The 16230-nt window shown below is 60.8% G+C and carries 17 protein-coding genes; 6 read left to right on the top strand and 11 right to left on the bottom strand.

Features of this window, described 5'->3' with window-relative positions; translation table 11 throughout:
* Positions 1-23: 23 nt before the first annotated feature.
* Positions 24-572 carry an ankyrin repeat domain-containing protein gene (locus tag KI237_RS03985; RefSeq protein WP_212800551.1) on the bottom strand — a complete coding sequence of 183 codons (549 nt, stop codon included), beginning with the start codon at positions 570-572 and terminating at the stop codon, positions 24-26.
* 151 nt (positions 573-723) lie between these two features.
* Entirely contained in the window at positions 724-2265 is a 1542-nt protein-coding gene (gene katB, locus KI237_RS03980; protein ID WP_212798895.1) for a catalase KatB, read from the bottom strand.
* Positions 2266-2547: 282 nt separating this feature from the next.
* Here katB and mscL point away from each other — a divergent pair, with 282 nt between their 5' ends.
* Entirely contained in the window at positions 2548-2961 is a 414-nt protein-coding gene (gene mscL / locus KI237_RS03975) for a large-conductance mechanosensitive channel protein MscL (RefSeq protein ID WP_072411386.1), read from the top strand.
* Between the two features lie 34 nt (positions 2962-2995).
* On the opposite strand, the gene KI237_RS03970 is transcribed toward mscL, so the two are convergent.
* Positions 2996-3772, bottom strand: a complete 777-nt coding sequence (locus KI237_RS03970) for a ferredoxin--NADP reductase (protein WP_212798894.1) — start codon at positions 3770-3772, stop codon at positions 2996-2998.
* 290 nt (positions 3773-4062) lie between these two features.
* On the opposite strand from KI237_RS03970, the gene KI237_RS03965 reads away from it, so the two are divergent.
* Together KI237_RS03965 and KI237_RS03960 are read left to right on the top strand one after the other, a co-directional pair.
* A complete protein-coding gene (locus KI237_RS03965) occupies positions 4063-4776 on the top strand; it encodes an autoinducer binding domain-containing protein (protein ID WP_212798893.1) in 714 nt (237 codons plus the stop codon).
* Positions 4777-4959: 183 nt separating this feature from the next.
* Positions 4960-6099: a methyltransferase gene (locus KI237_RS03960; protein WP_212798892.1), complete on the top strand. Its 1140-nt coding sequence runs from the start codon at positions 4960-4962 to the stop codon at positions 6097-6099.
* A gap of 55 nt (positions 6100-6154) precedes the next feature.
* On the opposite strand, the gene KI237_RS03955 is transcribed toward KI237_RS03960, so the two are convergent.
* Genes KI237_RS03955 through KI237_RS03945 form a run of 3 tightly spaced genes read right to left on the bottom strand, consistent with a single transcriptional unit; the run spans position 6155 to position 8781 of the window.
* Positions 6155-6319 (bottom strand): DUF2474 domain-containing protein, encoded by a 165-nt coding sequence (locus KI237_RS03955; RefSeq protein ID WP_003205785.1) that lies wholly within the window; start codon positions 6317-6319, stop codon positions 6155-6157.
* A gap of 11 nt (positions 6320-6330) precedes the next feature.
* Positions 6331-7338, bottom strand: a complete 1008-nt coding sequence (gene cydB / locus KI237_RS03950) for a cytochrome d ubiquinol oxidase subunit II (RefSeq protein ID WP_018606753.1) — start codon at positions 7336-7338, stop codon at positions 6331-6333.
* Between the two features lie 3 nt (positions 7339-7341).
* On the bottom strand, positions 7342-8781 hold the full coding sequence (locus tag KI237_RS03945; protein ID WP_212798891.1) for a cytochrome ubiquinol oxidase subunit I: 1440 nt from the start codon (positions 8779-8781) through the stop codon (positions 7342-7344).
* Positions 8782-9307: 526 nt separating this feature from the next.
* On the opposite strand from KI237_RS03945, the gene KI237_RS03940 reads away from it, so the two are divergent.
* Positions 9308-10546: an MFS transporter gene (locus tag KI237_RS03940; protein ID WP_212798890.1), complete on the top strand. Its 1239-nt coding sequence runs from the start codon at positions 9308-9310 to the stop codon at positions 10544-10546.
* Here the strand turns inward: KI237_RS03940 and KI237_RS03935 are convergent.
* From KI237_RS03935 to KI237_RS03925, 3 genes are read right to left on the bottom strand one after another with little or no spacing between them, the layout of a single operon-like run.
* Positions 10543-12744 (bottom strand): xanthine dehydrogenase family protein molybdopterin-binding subunit, encoded by a 2202-nt coding sequence (locus KI237_RS03935; RefSeq protein WP_212798889.1) that lies wholly within the window; start codon positions 12742-12744, stop codon positions 10543-10545. The genes KI237_RS03940 and KI237_RS03935 overlap by 4 nt on opposite strands.
* Positions 12744-13745 (bottom strand): FAD binding domain-containing protein, encoded by a 1002-nt coding sequence (locus KI237_RS03930; protein WP_212798888.1) that lies wholly within the window; start codon positions 13743-13745, stop codon positions 12744-12746. Before KI237_RS03930 ends, KI237_RS03935 begins: the two co-directional genes overlap by 1 nt.
* Positions 13742-14266: a (2Fe-2S)-binding protein gene (locus KI237_RS03925; protein ID WP_212798887.1), complete on the bottom strand. Its 525-nt coding sequence runs from the start codon at positions 14264-14266 to the stop codon at positions 13742-13744. Before KI237_RS03925 ends, KI237_RS03930 begins: the two co-directional genes overlap by 4 nt.
* A 190-nt stretch (positions 14267-14456) precedes the next feature.
* Here KI237_RS03925 and KI237_RS03920 point away from each other — a divergent pair, with 190 nt between their 5' ends.
* Entirely contained in the window at positions 14457-14735 is a 279-nt protein-coding gene (locus KI237_RS03920) for a type II toxin-antitoxin system RelE/ParE family toxin (protein ID WP_212798886.1), read from the top strand.
* Positions 14736-14750: 15 nt separating this feature from the next.
* Positions 14751-15038, top strand: a complete 288-nt coding sequence (locus KI237_RS03915) for a HigA family addiction module antitoxin (RefSeq protein ID WP_018606762.1) — start codon at positions 14751-14753, stop codon at positions 15036-15038.
* Between the two features lie 6 nt (positions 15039-15044).
* On the opposite strand, the gene KI237_RS03910 is transcribed toward KI237_RS03915, so the two are convergent.
* Both KI237_RS03910 and KI237_RS03905 read right to left on the bottom strand, forming a co-directional pair.
* The gene (locus KI237_RS03910; protein ID WP_212798885.1) at positions 15045-15611 is read right to left on the bottom strand and encodes a DJ-1 family glyoxalase III; all 567 of its coding nucleotides are present in this window, start codon (positions 15609-15611) and stop codon (positions 15045-15047) included.
* A gap of 139 nt (positions 15612-15750) precedes the next feature.
* On the bottom strand, positions 15751-16206 hold the full coding sequence (locus tag KI237_RS03905; RefSeq protein WP_212798884.1) for a DUF4879 domain-containing protein: 456 nt from the start codon (positions 16204-16206) through the stop codon (positions 15751-15753).
* Positions 16207-16230 lie beyond the last annotated feature (24 nt).

Below are 16230 nucleotides of genomic sequence, written 5' to 3'. Positions count from 1 at the left end.
CGCGATGATAGCTCAGGCGGGCATCAGCGCGGGGCCGGCATTCTGATTTCACCGCGCGCGAGGTCCGTCGCGCTATTGCCCAGCGGATCCTTGGCCTCCAGGTCGGCGCCCTTGGCCTTCAAGGCATCGAGCAATTCATCACGCTTGAACAGACCGGCATACATCGCCGCGGTCTGCCCGGCGCCGTTGCGTTGGTCCGGACTGCAATCGGTGGACAGCAAACGCCGGGCGATCTGCACTTCGCCCTTGAAAATCGCGCCCATCAGCGCCGTGTTGCCACGTTTGTCCTGGGCACAGGCATCGGCACCCGCCGCCAGCAGCCGATCTACCGCTGGGCCGTGTCCGTGATAGGCGGCCAGGATCAGCGCGGTGTAGCCCTTCTCATCCCGGGTGTCCAGCGAATAACCGGCCTCGATAAACGTATCGAGCATCGGCACGTTGCCGCGGCGAGCGGCGTCGAAGTAATAGTTTTGCAACTGTTCCCGGACCGCAGCCGGTTCGGTGGGTATTGGCTGATCGGCCAGTACGCCCACCGACCACGCCGCGAGCATCGATAAAAGCAATCTGCGCATCATGACGTCTCCTCTGGCAGATGACTGTGGAGGCATGGTTGTGGGAGCAAGGCTTGCCCGCGATGCAGACAACTCGGTCTGGCTTCAGACCGCAGCGACTGCTTCGCGAGCAAGCTTTGCTCCCACAGGCCATGCACTTGCGAACTGTGGATCAGTCGCTCAGTTTTTCCGCCAGCGCCTTGACCCGGGCCAAGTCACCTTTGGCGACACGCGCCACGCCAGTACCGTACTCCGGGTCAGCCTTGTAGAGGAACGACAGGATGATGTGCTTGCTCTCATCATCGGTGGTCGCCAACGAGCCGCCGAAGCTGTCGATCAGGTCATCACGCTCTTTCTTGCTGAACGAACGATACAAATCACCGGCCTGCTTGAAGTTCTGCTCACGCTGGATCTTCGCCTGCTGGGTGCTGCCGCTCAGCGTGGCCTGGCTGTAGCGTGCCGCTTGCGGTTCTTCACGCGGCATCAGGCGGCTCGGCTGATAATTCACCCCGGTGCTGGTGCTGCCTGGGTTCATCGCGCCGTCCTGGTTACCGTTGTTCACCGCCACCTTGGGGGCGTTGATCGGCAGTTGCAGGGCATTGGCACCCAAGCGGTACATCTGCGTGTCGGCGTAGGAAAATACTCGTCCCTGGAGCAAACGATCCTCGGAAGGTTCGATACCCGGCACAAGATTGGCCGGCGCCATGGCCACTTGCTCGGTTTCCTGGAAGACATTCGCCGGATTGCGGTTCAAGACCATTTGCCCGACTTTGCGCTCAGGCACACCCGGCCAGATCTTGGTCGCGTCCAGCGGGTCGAAGTCAAACTTTGCAAGGTCCTGTGGATTGAGCACCTGGACGTACAAGTCCCACTTCGGGAAGTCGCCTTTATTAATATGACTCACCAGATCATTTGTCATGTGGCTGTAATCTTGACCCTGAACTTTCACAACTTCTTTCGGATCGAGATTTTTCAAGCCCTGCAAACTTTTCCAATGAAACTTCACGTAATGAACTTCACCCTTGGCGTTAACCAGTTTGTAGGCATGTACACCGTTACCATCCATCTCACGGTAACTGGCCGGTGTCCCGGAGTTGGAATACAACTCGGTCAGGGTGCGGGTCGACTCTGGTACATGGGAGAAGAAATCGAAGCGGCGTGAATCGTCGTCCAGATTGGTCCGTGGGTCGGGTTTGAAGGCGTGGACCATGTCCGGAAACTTGATGGCATCGCGAATGAAGAACGTCGGGAAGTTGTTACCCACCAAGTCCCAATTACCGTCGGCGGTGTAGAACTTCGTGGCGAAACCACGGGGGTCGCGCAGGGTTTCCGGTGAATGATTGCCGTGCACCACGGCAGAAAAACGCACGAACACCGGTGTGACCTGGCCGGCGGCAAAGACCTTGGCCTTGGTCAGGTCGCTGAGATCCTCGGAAACCGTAAAGGTACCGTGGGCACCGGTCCCACGGGCATGCACCACGCGCTCGGGGATGCGCTCACGGTCAAAGCGCTGGAGCTTCTGGATCAACTGCACGTCTTGCAGCAAGGTCGGGCCGTCGGGGCCTGCCGTTTGCGAGTTCTGGTTGTCGCCGACAGCCGCACCGTTGTCCCGGGTCAGGGTGGCCGCGTTGACAGACAAGGACAAAAGACTCGCTGTCAGCACCAAAAAAGCGCGGCGATGGGAATAAGCCCCGTGGCCAAGGGAAGTGTTCATAGGCGTGTTCCTCTGATGTTATAGAGCGCATCCATGTGCGCCATGCAGAGGCTAGTGCTCGAAAAAGGAAAACCTAAATAGAAATGCCGTACCGCGTCGATAGAAAAAACGTTGTAGGGCGCCAGGCTGAAACCGCGTATCACGCGCGATTGATGGCACTTTGAAAACTTTTCACCCAGGACTAGGTCGATAACTCAAGCTTTGTGAGCAGACGTTTCGAGCAGGACGCGTTGTGCTGACTTACACTGCCACTCATCTTTCATCTGTTACAAGGAATAGCTCATGGGCGTGCTAAGCGAGTTCAAGGCCTTCGCGGTCAAAGGCAATGTCGTCGACATGGCCGTCGGGATCATCATCGGTGCCGCTTTCGGCAAAATCGTTTCGTCATTCGTTGGCGACGTGGTCATGCCTCCCATCGGCCTGCTGATTGGTGGGGTGGACTTCAGTGACCTGGCCATCACCCTCAAGGCTGCCCAGGGCGATGCGCCTGCCGTGGTACTGGCGTACGGTAAATTCATCCAGAGCACCATCGACTTCATCATCGTGGCGTTCGCCATTTTCATGGGCGTCAAGGCGATCAACCGTCTCAAGCGCGAAGAGGCCGTAGCCCCCAGCGCGCCACCGGTTCCGACCAAGGAAGAACTGCTGCTCACCGAAATTCGCGACCTGCTCAAGGCCCAAAACGAAAGGCCCTGAGGAAGTCGGTCACTGACATGACCCTGATTGAGTTCTACCAGTAGTTTTCCACCGCCACCTGGCCTGGCCGACGGGTCAGGCTCAGTTGCAGCCCCCTGGCCTTGAGCAACTTGCGCGTGTCGTCGATCATTTGCGGGTTGCCGCACAGCATCACTCGCGAATGTTCCGGCGTCAGCGCTACGCCGGCCGCCCGCTCCAGCTCGCCATTTTCGATCAGCGTGGTGATCCGCCCACTGAGCGCCCCCGGATGCTGCTCACGGGTGACGGTCGCAATGAAACGAAACTTGTGAGCATATTCGGCCAGGTAGTCGCGCTGGGGCAGCTCCTTGATCAGCTCCTGGTATGCCAACTCGCGGGCCTCGCGCACGCTGTACACCAGGATGATCCGCTCGAATTTTTCCCAGACCTCAAAATCCTGCAGGATTGAAAGAAACGGCGCCACCCCCGTCCCGGTAGACAGCAGCCACAAATCCCGACCATCGACAAAGCGATCCAGCGTCAGGTAGCCGACAGCCTGCCGCTCCACCAACAGTTCGTCACCCGGCTGCAGGCGGCTGAGCTCACTGGTGAACTCGCCATCGGGAACCACGATGGAAAAGAACTCGAGGAACTCGTCGAACGGCGAAGACACCATGGAATACGCCCGCCAGACGGTGTTCCCGTCCGCCTTGACAACCCCCAGCCGGGCAAACTGCCCCGCCCGGAAGCGAAAGCCGCGATCCCGGGTCGTACGCAAAGTAAACAAATGAGGTGTCAACGGCTGGACATCGAGCAGGGTCTGGCGGGTGAACTTCTCTGCACTGTCGGTCATGGGCCACTCCAATGGAACAAGACTTACAGTGTCCCGCAAAGCGAGCATCTTCACCACCAACGGCGAATAATGGCACTTTAGCCATAGTTTCCACCCTCCAGGCCAAAACCTCTACCAAACTTATACAAACTCACAGACACCGTAAAAACAATCAATTAAAAAGTTTATTTCTTAAACATTTCATACTGTAAGCAAACTAAAAAAACTTACTACAAATTAAGAATAGTCCTACACTCAAATCTCGCATCATGGATTGGATCCGCAGGGACGAATCAAGCCAGGAGAGAGCGATGAAAAAGTGGAAGGACTTACTATTGAGAGAGTTGTCTTGTGAAAAAGACCTGCAGACGGCCTATCGTCTGGCCCTGAATTTCTTTAATAATCAAGGGTTTGAATATTGCGCCTTTGCAGCCTATCTCGGAAGCCCCGACAAACACACCAACAAGGTGAACCTGAATAACTACCCTTATGGATGGGACAGACTTTATGAACAAAATGGCTATGCGTCGAATGATCCGTTAGTAGCACATTGCAATCAATCACCGCTCCCCATCTTGTGGGATGAGACTGTTTTTGCTCACGCCCCCAAGTTATGGCGAGAACTTAATCGACAGGGCCTCAAGTATGGCTGGACCCAAGCCGTTCATGATGACCAAGGGGTACGTTGCAGCCTGTTCAGCCTGGCTCGGTCCCATTGCCCCATTGATATCGAGGAGCACTATGCAAATCTCGGCTACGCCATCTTCGCCAGTCAAAAGCTGCACGCACTCGCCAGCAAAAAATTGTCTGACGCCCTGGCAGACCAGCCCAAATGCCACCTGTCACCCAGGGAGATCGAAGTGTTGAGGTGGTCTGCCGAAGGCAAGACAGCGTCGGAAGTGGGCAGGATTCTCTGTCTTTCCGAACGAACCGTGAATTTCCATGTGTGCAGTTGCATGCGAAAGCTGAACGTCAGCAATAAAATTTCAGCGGTGGCAAAAGCAGCCCAAATCCATGTGATCTGAACAGTGGAGTGACACCACCCGGCTGAAAAAACCCGCGAGTAATGTGCAACAAAAAAACGTACCATTTACGGTCCCACTTGAATGATGCCGCTTCTTGCACGCGACGCAGTTCATTCAGGCGGTCCCGCACAGACACCTACCTCCAGGCAGCGGGACATTCGTTGATCTCCAGAGTCCCCAGCCATGCCCCTGCTCGACAGCCCCTTCGCCCAACTCGACCTGATCCGCCAACCCGAACAGCCGAACGAGCCGCTGCAAGCCTTCGATGCGGCCGATGAATACCTGCTCGCGTACCTGGCAGAACAACAGCCTGGCGAGCAGACTCGGGTCCTGGTGCTCAATGATGGCTTCGGTGCCCTGGCGGCCAGCCTGGCCGGCAAGGTCGATGTCACCAGCAGCGGTGACTCCTTCCTCGCGTTGCAGGCACTGGAGAAAAACCTGGTGCGCAACGGCCTCCCCTTCGATGCGGTGCCGACGTTGCCCGCCAGCGAGTTACTGACGGGCCCATTCGATCGTGTCCTGGTCAAAGTACCGAAAACCCTGGCCCTGCTGGAGGAACAGCTGATTCGCCTGCAAGGCCAACTGGCGCCAGGCGCCCAGGTGATTGCCGGAGCCATGGTCAAGCACCTGCCCCGGGCCGCTGGCGATTTGTTGGAGCGGTATATCGGCCCGGTGCAGGCCTCCCTGGCGGTGAAAAAAGCGCGGTTGTTGATTGCCACGCCACAGGCCAGCACTTTACAAGGCAGTGCGCCGGCCGTATCGCCCTACCCCACTCGCTACTGGCTGGACGAACCGAAGATCGAACTGCTCAACCATGCCAACGTGTTCTGCCGCGAAGGCCTGGACATAGGCACCCGCGCGTTCCTGCCACATCTGCCGAAAAACCTCGGGACAGCCCGGGTCGCGGACCTGGGCTGCGGCAATGGCGTGCTGGCCATCGCCAGTGCCCTGCAAAATCCCGAGGCCCGTTACACCCTGGTGGACGAGTCATACATGGCCGTGCAATCGGCCGCCGAGAATTGGCGTGCGGCCCTGGGCGAACGCGAAGTGTCGATTCGGGCCGGCGATGGCCTGGCCGGGCAAGAGGCGCAGTCGCTGGATGTGGTGCTGTGCAATCCGCCCTTCCACCAGCAGCAAGTGGTGGGCGATTTCCTCGCCTGGCGTATGTTTCAACAGGCACGTGAAGCCTTGGTGGTGGGTGGCGCGCTGTACATCGTCGGCAACCGGCACCTGGGCTACCACAGCAAACTGGCGCGGTTGTTCCGGGGTGTCGAGCAAGTGGCCGCCACGCCGAAGTTCGTGATCCTCAAAGCCCGCAAATAAATCGCCTGTGGGAGCGCTTGCTCGCGATGCAAGCACCTCGGCTCCCACAAGGGCGTCAGTGCGTGGTCAGGCCCGCGGCATTCATGAACATCCGCATCAGGCTGGCGACGATGAACAGCGCCAGCACACTGCCGGCCCAGATCAGTGCCAGCCAGCCGAGCCGCTGCCAGAGTGGCTTGCGTTCGGCGGCCTCGATGTCTTTCAAGTCAGGTTTGGCCATGCTCGACGTCCTCAATGGTAACCGTCGTCATGGGTCACCTTGCCACGGAACACGTAGTAGCTCCAGAAGGTGTACACCAGGATCAACGGAATGATGAACAGCGTACCGACCAACATGAAGCCTTGGCTCTGGGGCGGTGACGAGGCGTCCCAGATCGAGATGGACGGCGGCACGATGTTCGGCCACAGGCTGATGCCCAAGCCGCTGTAGCCCAGGAAGATCAGCACCAGGGTCAGGATGAAAGGCGTGTAGTTGGCATTGCGCGCCACTGCGCGGAACAATCCGTACATGGTCACCAGCACCAGGATCGGCACTGGCAGGAACCAGAACAGGTTCGGCAAGGTGAACCAGCGGGCTGCGATGTCCGCGTGGGCCAGTGGCGTCCAGATGCTGACGATACCGATCACGGCCAGCACCACGAACGCCAGGGGCCGGGCCAGGTCATGCATCTGCTCTTGCAACTTGCCCTCGGTCTTCATGATCAGCCAGGTGCAGCCGAGCAACGCATAGGCCGCGATCAACGCCAGGCCGCAGAACATCGTGAACGGCGTGAACCAATCTAGGGAGCCGCCGGCGAACTGGCGATTGACCACCTCGAAGCCGTCGATGAACGCCCCCAGCGCCACACCCTGGAAGAAAGTGGCCGTCAGCGAGCCGCCAATGAATGCCTTGTCCCAGAGGTGGCGTTTCTCAGCCTTGGCCTTGAAGCGGAATTCGAAGGCCACGCCGCGGAAGATCAAGCCGATGAGCATCAGGATCAGCGGCAGGTACAGCGCCGAAAGCACCACCGAATAAGCCAGCGGAAACGCTCCGAACAGCCCGGCACCGCCCAGCACCAGCCAGGTTTCGTTACCGTCCCAGACCGGTGCCACGGTGTTCATCATCACGTCGCGGTCGCGCTCGCCCTTGACGAAGGGGAAGAGAATGCCGATCCCCAGGTCGAAGCCGTCCATGATCACGTACATCATGATGCCGAAGATGATGACCACGGCCCAGATCAGCGGAAGATCAATACCCATGATTCAATTCCCCTTGTTCGAGCGTTCGTTATGGTCGTCCATGTCGTCGCCGTCATCGGCGGCCGACAATGGCCGGGCCGGCGTGCGTTTCTGGCCCGGGCCGCCATCGCTCGGCTCGGCTTCGTGGGCCTCCGGCCCTTTGCGCACCAGGCGCATCATGTAGCTCAGGCCGGCGCCGAACAGCGCGAAATACACCACGACGAACAGCACCAGGGTGATGCTCATCTGGGCGAAGCTGTGACCGGACGAAGCATCGGCCGTGCGCATCAGGCCGTAGACCACCCAGGGCTGGCGGCCGATCTCAGTGGTAAACCAGCCGGCCAGGATCGCGACCAGTCCGGACGGCCCCATCCACAGCACCATGTAGAGGAATGGCCGCGATTGGTAGATACGATCGTTGCGGCGCAGCCACAGGCTGCAAAGGCCGGTGAAAATCATCAGCAACCCAAGGCCGACCATGACCCGGAACGACCAGAACACGATGGTCGAGTTCGGACGGTCCTCAGGCGGGAATTCCTTGAGGGCAGGCACCTGCTTGTCCAGGCTGTGGGTCAGGATCAGGCTTCCCAGGTACGGGACTTCCACGGCGAACCGGGTCTTCTCGGCCTTCATGTCCGGCAGACCGAACAGGATCAGCGGGGTCGGTTCATTGCCGACATTTTCCCAGTGGCCCTCGATGGCGGCGATTTTCGCCGGTTGATGCTTGAGGGTGTTCAGGCCATGGAAGTCGCCGATGACCGCCTGTATCGGCGCCACCAGCAACGCCATCCACATCGCCATCGACAACATCCGGCGGATGGCTGGGTTGTCACGGCCGCGCAGCAAATGCCAGGCCGCCGACGAGCCGACGAAGAACGCCGTGGCGACAAACGCCGCGGTGGACATGTGCAGCAACCGATAAGGGAACGAGGGGTTGAACACCACCGCCAGCCAGTCCACCGGGATGACCCGGCCATCAATGATTTCGTAACCCTGGGGGGTTTGCATCCAACTGTTGGAGGACAATATCCAGAAGGTCGAGATCAGGGTGCCGATCGCCACCATGACCGTGGAAAAGAAATGCAGGCCGCGGCCGACGCGATTCCAGCCAAACAGCATCACGCCCAGGAAACCCGCCTCGAGGAAAAACGCCGTGAGCACCTCGTAGGTCAGCAGCGGCCCGGTCACTGCACCGGCGAAGTCCGAGAAACGGCTCCAGTTGGTCCCGAACTGATAGGCCATGACCAATCCGGACACCACGCCCATGCCGAAGTTGACGGCAAAGATCTTCGACCAGAAATGGTACAGGTCGCGGTAGGTGTCATCGCGGGTCTTGAGCCACAAGCCTTCGAGTACCGCCAGGTAACTCGCCAGGCCAATGGTGATGGCCGGGAACAGGATGTGGAACGAGATGGTGAACGCGAACTGGATTCGGGCGAGATCGAGCGCCTCCAAACCGAACATAAGTCTTCCTCTGTCAGGTAAAACCGGCTGCGGGCGGGGCCTGCATCACAAGCCCCAGGGATATGGAGTGCGATGCTTTTCAAATCGTTCTTTTATAACCGTCACAACGCAGGACTCTGGCCGGATGGCCGCCAGCCCAACACCCCGAAAGGCATTGATCTGGATCAAGCAATGATCAAAGAGTAGCCGCATTATTGCCGATGGACGGCGTGGTCTTTTGTCGCGTGACAGGTTGTCTCAGTGCGCACGCAAGCGCTGGGCGCCGGCGCAAACCTCTTGTGGCGAGGGGATCTATCCCCGCTCTGTGGGAGCAAGGCTTGCCCGCGACGAAGGCGACGCGGCCTTGCTGAGATCGGCGGTGACTGTTTCGCGAGCAAGCTTTGCTCCCACAGAGTGGGTATGAATTCCCTCGCACAGGATGATCCGGGCCGAGATCGATGTTTGGCTAACTATTTTTTCCGCCACCGCAACTTCCAGTTACAGCTCGGTGATAATCTCGATGCCTTCATCACCGGATCCGTCATAGATGCCCAGCCAAGCGCCGCTGCTGCTCCGTCACCATCGTCCCTTCATCGCCTTCTGGCTGGCCCGGGTATTCACCGCCAGTGGCTTCCAGATGCTCACCGTGGCCATTGGCTGGAACCTCTATCAACTGACCGGCAACGTCCTGGACCTTGGCCTGGTGGGGCTGGTGGAATTTGCCCCGCGCGTGCTGTTCATGCTCCACACCGGGCATGTGGCTGACCGTTATGACCGGCGCAAGGTCGCGGCCATCTGCCAGTCGTTGCAGGCGATGATCGCCCTGGCGCTGGTGATCGGCAGCGCCACCGACAACGTCACGCGGGAGATGATCTTCATCCTCGCCTTCCTGCTCGGCGCCGCCCGCTCCTTCGAAATGCCCACCACCCAGGCGCTGCTGCCGAGCATCGTGCCGGCTGCGCTGTTTCCCCGTGCCGTGGCCGCCGCGCAATCGGCCCAGCAATCGGCCACCATCGTCGCCCCCGCACTGGGCGGCTTGCTCTACGCCTTCGGCAGTGTCTGGGTCTACGGGCCGACGGTGCTGCTGTACATCATCGCCTGCGGCCTGATGCTCAACCTGCCCGCCCGCCAGACGCCGCTGAACAAAGGCAAGGCGACCCTGGATTCGTTGCTCGCCGGGATTCGCTTCATTCGCAGTCGCCCGGACATTCTCGGCGCAATCTCCCTGGACCTGTTCGCGGTCTTGCTCGGCGGCGCGACGGCGCTGCTGCCGGTGTTTGCCAAGGACATCCTGCTCACCGGCCCCTGGGGCCTGGGCCTGTTACGGTCGGCACCGGCGGTCGGGGCCTTGCTGATGTCGCTGTGGCTGGCGCGGTTTGCCGTGGAGCGCAAGGTCGGCCGGGTGATGTTCACGGCGGTGGGCGTGTTCGGCGTCGCCACCATTGCGTTCGGCCTTTCCACCTCGTTCTGGTTTTCCCTGGCGGTGCTGGTGGTGCTGGGCGCGGCAGACATGATCAGCATGGTGATCCGCGCCTCCTTCGTACAACTGGAAACACCGGATGAAATGCGCGGCCGGGTCAGCGCGGTGAATGGGCTGTTCATCGGCGCCTCGAACCAGTTGGGCGAGTTCGAGTCCGGCCTCACCGCCCACTGGTTCGGCACCGTGCCGGCGGTGGTCATGGGCGGCGTCGGCACGCTGCTGGTCACCGGAACCTGGATCAAACTGTTCCCGACCCTGGCCAACCGTGACCGGATGCACGAACCGGTGGTTGAAGCAAAAGCCTAGAGCAACTTGTCGAGGGTGATGGGGAAGTCCCGCACCCGCTTGCCGGTGGCATGGTAAATCGCATTGGCCACCGCCGCTGCCACCCCGACGATACCGATTTCACCCACGCCCTTGGACCCCAGCGCATTGACGATCTCGTCCTGTTCCTCGACGAAAATCACCTCAATGTCGCCGATGTCGGCATTAACCGGTAGGTGATACTCGGCCAGGCTGTGGTTCATGTGACGACCCAGGGCGTGGTCGGTCAGGGTTTCTTCATGCAAGGCCATGCCGACGCCCCACACCACGCCACCGAGAATCTGGCTGCGGGCGGTTTTCGGGTTGACGACCCGGCCAGCGGCGATGGCGCTGACCACGCGATTGACCTTCACCGTCCCCAGGTCTTCGTCCACCAGTACTTCGACGAACACCGCCGAGTGTGTGGCTGTGGCGTAGGCCTGGCGTTTTGCATCCGGCTCGGCCGTGACCTGGGCCTGCAACGGTGTCTCGCCGCTTTTTTGCGCCAGCTCCGCCAATGCAACACTCGCTTCGCCCAGCCGCAACTGCCCCTCCATGAACGTCACTTGCTCAAGGGTCGCGCCACTGAAGGCCGGACATGCCTGACGGGCCACGGCCAGGAGTTTTTCCTTCAGCGCTTCACAAGCCTGCTGCACGGCGGTGCCCACCGACGATACGGTGAATGAGCCGCCCTGCAGCGGCGCGGTGGGCAGCGACGAATCCCCCAGGACAAACGTGACGTCCTCAAGGGAAACGCCTGACGCCTGCGCAGCGATCTGGGTCATGACCGTGTAAGTCCCGGTGCCGATGTCAGTGGTGGCGCTGCTGACGGTCAGCTTGCCATGGGTATCCAGCGACGCCCGGGCGCTGGCCTTCTGCTGCATGGCCTCCCACACACCACCGGCCATGCCCCAACCCACCAGTTGCCGGCCTTCACGCATGCTGCGCGGTTCCGGGTTGCGCTTGTCCCAGCCGAAACGACGGGCACCTTGGGCATAGCACTCACGCAGTTCCTTGCTGGAATACGGCTTGCCTTCGTTCTCGTTGCGTTCGGCGTAGTTGATCAACCGCAATTGGACCGGATCGATCGCCAGGGCACAGGCCAGTTCATCCATGGCGCACTCCAGGCCAATCAAGCCGAGGGCGGCACCGGGGGCGCGCATGTCCAAAGGCGTGTAGACGTCCAGTGGTACCAGTTTGTAAGTCAACTCGACGTTGTCGCAGTGATAGAGCATGCCGCTCCACTCCACCACATGCTCGGTGAAATCCTCGAAGCGCGAGGTCTGGCCGACGGCGCTGTGCGCCACGGCCAGCAAACGACCATTGGCCGCCGCCCCCAGTTGCACGCGCTGGAGGGTTCGCGGCCGGTAGCCAAAGGTAAACATCTGCTGGCGCGTCAGGCTGACCCGCACGGAACGCTTGAGGGCCAGTGCCGCCATCACCGCCAACGGCAATTGATATTGCGGGCGCAGCCCGGAACCGAAGGCGCCGCCGACAAACGCGGCAAACACTCGCACTTGCTCTTTCTCAAGCCCAAAGACTTTTTGCACGTAGGCCTGGCCGTTCTGCGTGCCTTGGGTCTTGTCGTGGATGTGCAGGCTGCCATCGGGCTGATACAGCACGGTGGATGCATGTGGCTCCATGGGGTTGTGGTGTTCAATCGGCGTGCTGTAGGACACATCCACGCTGAGGGCGGAGCTGGCGTACTCGCCCTGAAAATTCCCACGGGGCTTGGGCAGTTCGGCCGGTGCCGGATGGGCGTCGTTTTGCAGGGTTACCAGATCGGTCTGATGCTCCTCGGCCGCGTATTCGATTTCTATCAGCGAACCGGCATACCGGGCCAACTCAAGATTTTCCGCCACCACCAAGGCCAGGGGCTGGCCGCTGTAAAGCACTTGGTCGTTGTACAGCGGCCGGAACGGCGAGCCGTCCGCCGCATCGGCATCCTGGTAGGGTTCGTCGTAGCTGGCAATCCTTGGTCGGTTGGTGTGGTCGATGACCGCGACCACGCCAGGCAGCGCCAGGGCGCGGGAAGCATCGATGCGCAGCACGCGACCACGGGCGACCGCACCGGAGACGACACTGCCGTGCAGCAAACCGTCCTCGGGGTATTCGCCGGCATAACGGGCCTGGCCCGTCACCTTGAGCAGGCCGTCGACCCGGTCGAGGGGTTGCCCTATGGATTTGCTCGGAGCGTTCATCAGGCTTGTCCTCCCTGCGGTGCGCAACCCAGCGCGGCATCGCTCAAGGCGCGGACAATTGCCCGGCGCGCCAATCGGATCTTGAAGCCGTTGTGCGCCAACGGCTCGGCGTATTGCAGCAGTGCATCAGCGGCGGCGGTGAAGGTTTCACGGCTGACGGTCTGTCCAACCAGCCAGCTCTCCACCGCCCGGTCACGCCATGGTTTGTGCGCCACGCCACCCAGGGCCAGGCGCGCCTGGCGAATCACCGGCCCATCCAGTTCCAGCGCCGCCGCCACCGAGACCAGCGCAAACGCGTAAGAGGCGCGGTCACGGATCTTCAAGTAATGGCTATGGTCGGCAAAACCGGCGGCAGGCAACTCGATGGCGGTGATCAGCTCGTCGTCGGCCAGTTGATTGTCCCGTTCCGGGGTGTCGCCGGGCAGGCGATGAAAGTCGGCGAACTCGATGGTCCGCGCCCCGCCCCGCCCCAGAACATGGACCACCGCCTCCAGAGCGGCCAAGGCCACACACATGTCGGAGGGATGGGTGGCGACGCATTGATCGCTGGCACCGAAAATCGCGTGGATCCGGTTCAAACCGTTCCGAGCCGGACAACCGCTGCCAGGCCGGCGTTTGTTGCACACGACGCTCGCGTCGTAGAAGTAATAGCAGCGGGTACGCTGCAGCAGGTTGCCGCCGGTGCTGGCCATGTTGCGCAGTTGCGGCGAGGCGCCCGCCAGGATCGCCTGGGCCAGCAGCGGATAGCGGCGCTCGATCCAAGGGTGCCAGGCCAGGTCGGCATTGCTCACCAATGCGCCGATCATCACCCCACCCGACGGGGTTTCACTGAGGTCCGCCAGGGGCAAGCCGGTGATGTCGATCAGGTGCTCGGGGCGGGTGAGGTTTTCCTTCATCAGGTCCAGCAGGTTGGTGCCTCCGGCGATGAAGCGAGAAACCGGGCTCGATAAATCGACGGCCGCCTGCACGGTGTCGGGCTTGCTGTACTGGAAGGGATTCATTGATCACCTCCCGGTTGCCGGCAGAGCGGCAATGCCTCTTCGATGGCATCACAAATGTGGGTGTAGGCCCCGCAGCGGCACAGGTTACCGCTCATCAGTTCACTGATTTGCGCGCGGGTCTGCGCCCTGCCCTCGTTGGCCAGCCCCACCGCGGAACAGATCTGCCCCGGCGTGCAGTAACCGCACTGGAATGCGTCATGGGTGATGAACGCCTGCTGTATGGGATGCAATACGTCATCACCGGCCAAGCCTTCGATGGTGGTCAATTCGGTGCCGTCGCACATGACCGCCAGGGTCAGGCAGGCATTGATCCGTTTGCCATCGCGCAGCACCGTACAGGCGCCACACTGGCCGTGGTCGCAGCCTTTCTTGCTGCCCACCAGGTCCAGTTGCTCACGCAGCAGGTCCAGCAACGTGGTCCAGGCCAGCACTTGCAACTCTCGCACTTGGCCATTGAGGGTCAGACGGATCGGATGACGGACGAAGGACGTCGACGTCGCTTCGGACAGAGTCGCGCTCATGGAACACCTCACGGTTGGTCGTACTCGCGGCGTTTTGGGAAACCGCCGTCATAAGGGGTACGACTTCTGGGTGGGGTGAGCGTTCAAGGCAATTGCGATGCCGTGACCACGCAAGAAGCACGGATTCAAGTGACCTGTGCGGTACATATATACCGCACCGACTGTAATGTATCGCCTTACACTCTTATCCATGATTAAATCCTTCCAGCACAAAGGCCTCAGGCTCTTTTATGAGACGGGGTCGACCCGTGGTATCCGGTCGGACCACGGAAAACGCCTGGCCCGCATGCTCCAGTTCATGGACAGGGCGCAGGTCGCCAACGACTTGGATATTCCCGGATGGCGATTGCATCCGCTCACGGGTGAGCTGGATGGCTGCTGGTCGCTGGGGGTTTCGGGAAACTGGCGGGGTATTTTTCGTTTCATCGGGTCCGATATCGAACAGGTCGATTATCTGGACTACCACTGATCAGGAGGCTGGAACATGCCCATGCACAATCCGCCACACCCTGGCGAAACCTTGCGGCTGGACGTGTTACCCGAACTGGGTATCACGGTCACCGAACTGGCGCGGCACCTGGGTTTCGCCCGGCCTCATCTTTCCCGGGTCTTGCACGGTCATGCGCCCATCAGCCCCGACCTGGCCGTGCGCCTGGAGCGTGCCGGGATCGGCAAGGCCAGGGTCTGGCTGGGCGTCCAGACCGACTATGATTTGTGGCAAGCCGAGCAGCGCGTGCAGCCTGTGATTGAACCGTTCCCACAACACGCTTGATACCTGTCAGACCAGCAACTCCGCCGCCACCACGCTCCTCACACCCTTGCCGCTGAGTTGTTCCACCAACGCCAGGGCAAACGCCAGGGCGGCGGCCGAACCTTGGGCCGTGATGCAGTTGCCATCCACCACCACGGGCTGATCGACAAAACTGCACCCGGACAACTGCTGGCTCACGGCGGGCAGGCAGGTCATGCGCCGCTGGCGCAGAACGCCGAATGCCTGCAAGGCCAGGGCCGGGGCTTCAGCGATGGCGGCAAAAAAACGTCCGGCGGCGGCCTGGCCCTTGATCAGTTGTTGCAGCGGCTGATGGGCCGCCAGGTGTTGGGCGCCAATGATGCCGCCGGGCAAGACGATCAGGTCGAAATCCTGCACAAGCATGTCCACCAGCATGCCATCGGCCGTCAAGCGCGTGCCGCGGGCGCAGGTGAGCATCCGCCGCCCTTCGATACTCGCCACCACGGTTTCGATCTGCGCTCGACGCAGCACATCGATCAGGGTAACGGTCTGCAGGTCATCGACACCTTCGGCGACAACGATCAGGGCTCGGGGGATCTTGGTTCCTGGAATCATGGGCGCGCTCTCCACTGGCTGATACCTATAGTGTAGGAGCTGCCCAAGGCTGCGATCCTTTGATAGGCGCTTGGGATTCAAGCGTCAGGGAAAAGATTGCAGCCGCGCTTCGCTCGACAGCGCCTACGGGGGACAGCGGTTATTTGATGTACAGCTGGGTCGACATCCGGTTGCCCGGTGCGTTGATCGACTGGTTGCTGAAGCTGAAGGTGCCCTCTTGCTTGCCCTTCAGGTCGAAGATGTACAAATAGCCGACGACTTTGGTCCGCACGGAGCAGTCATTGAGATTGCCGTTGCTGAACGCGCACACCGGCGAGCGGGTGCCGTCGACTTCAAAGCCGTCCAGGGTGACATGCGGTTGATGGCCATAGCCAACCTCCAGCACGTAGACCTTGATATTCGGGCCACTGTGATCGCAACGCGTCTGCGCCTGCCCCGGGACGATGTCCTCGAAGCCACAGGCCGGCGACTCGACCTTGAGCACCTTGACCTCGCTCAACGGCGGTGCCGACGCGGCATTCGCTGCCTGGCCGGACAACCACCAGCCCAGCATGCAGCCCACCGCCGCCAGCCGCTTTTTATTCATGCAATACATAGAGATCTCCAGGAACCGCGCGCA

Source organism: Pseudomonas sp. St316, assembly GCF_018325905.1.
Lineage (GTDB): Bacteria > Pseudomonadota > Gammaproteobacteria > Pseudomonadales > Pseudomonadaceae > Aquipseudomonas.
Note: the sequence above shows the minus strand (reverse complement) of the source record. Positions and strands in the feature narration are given on the sequence as shown.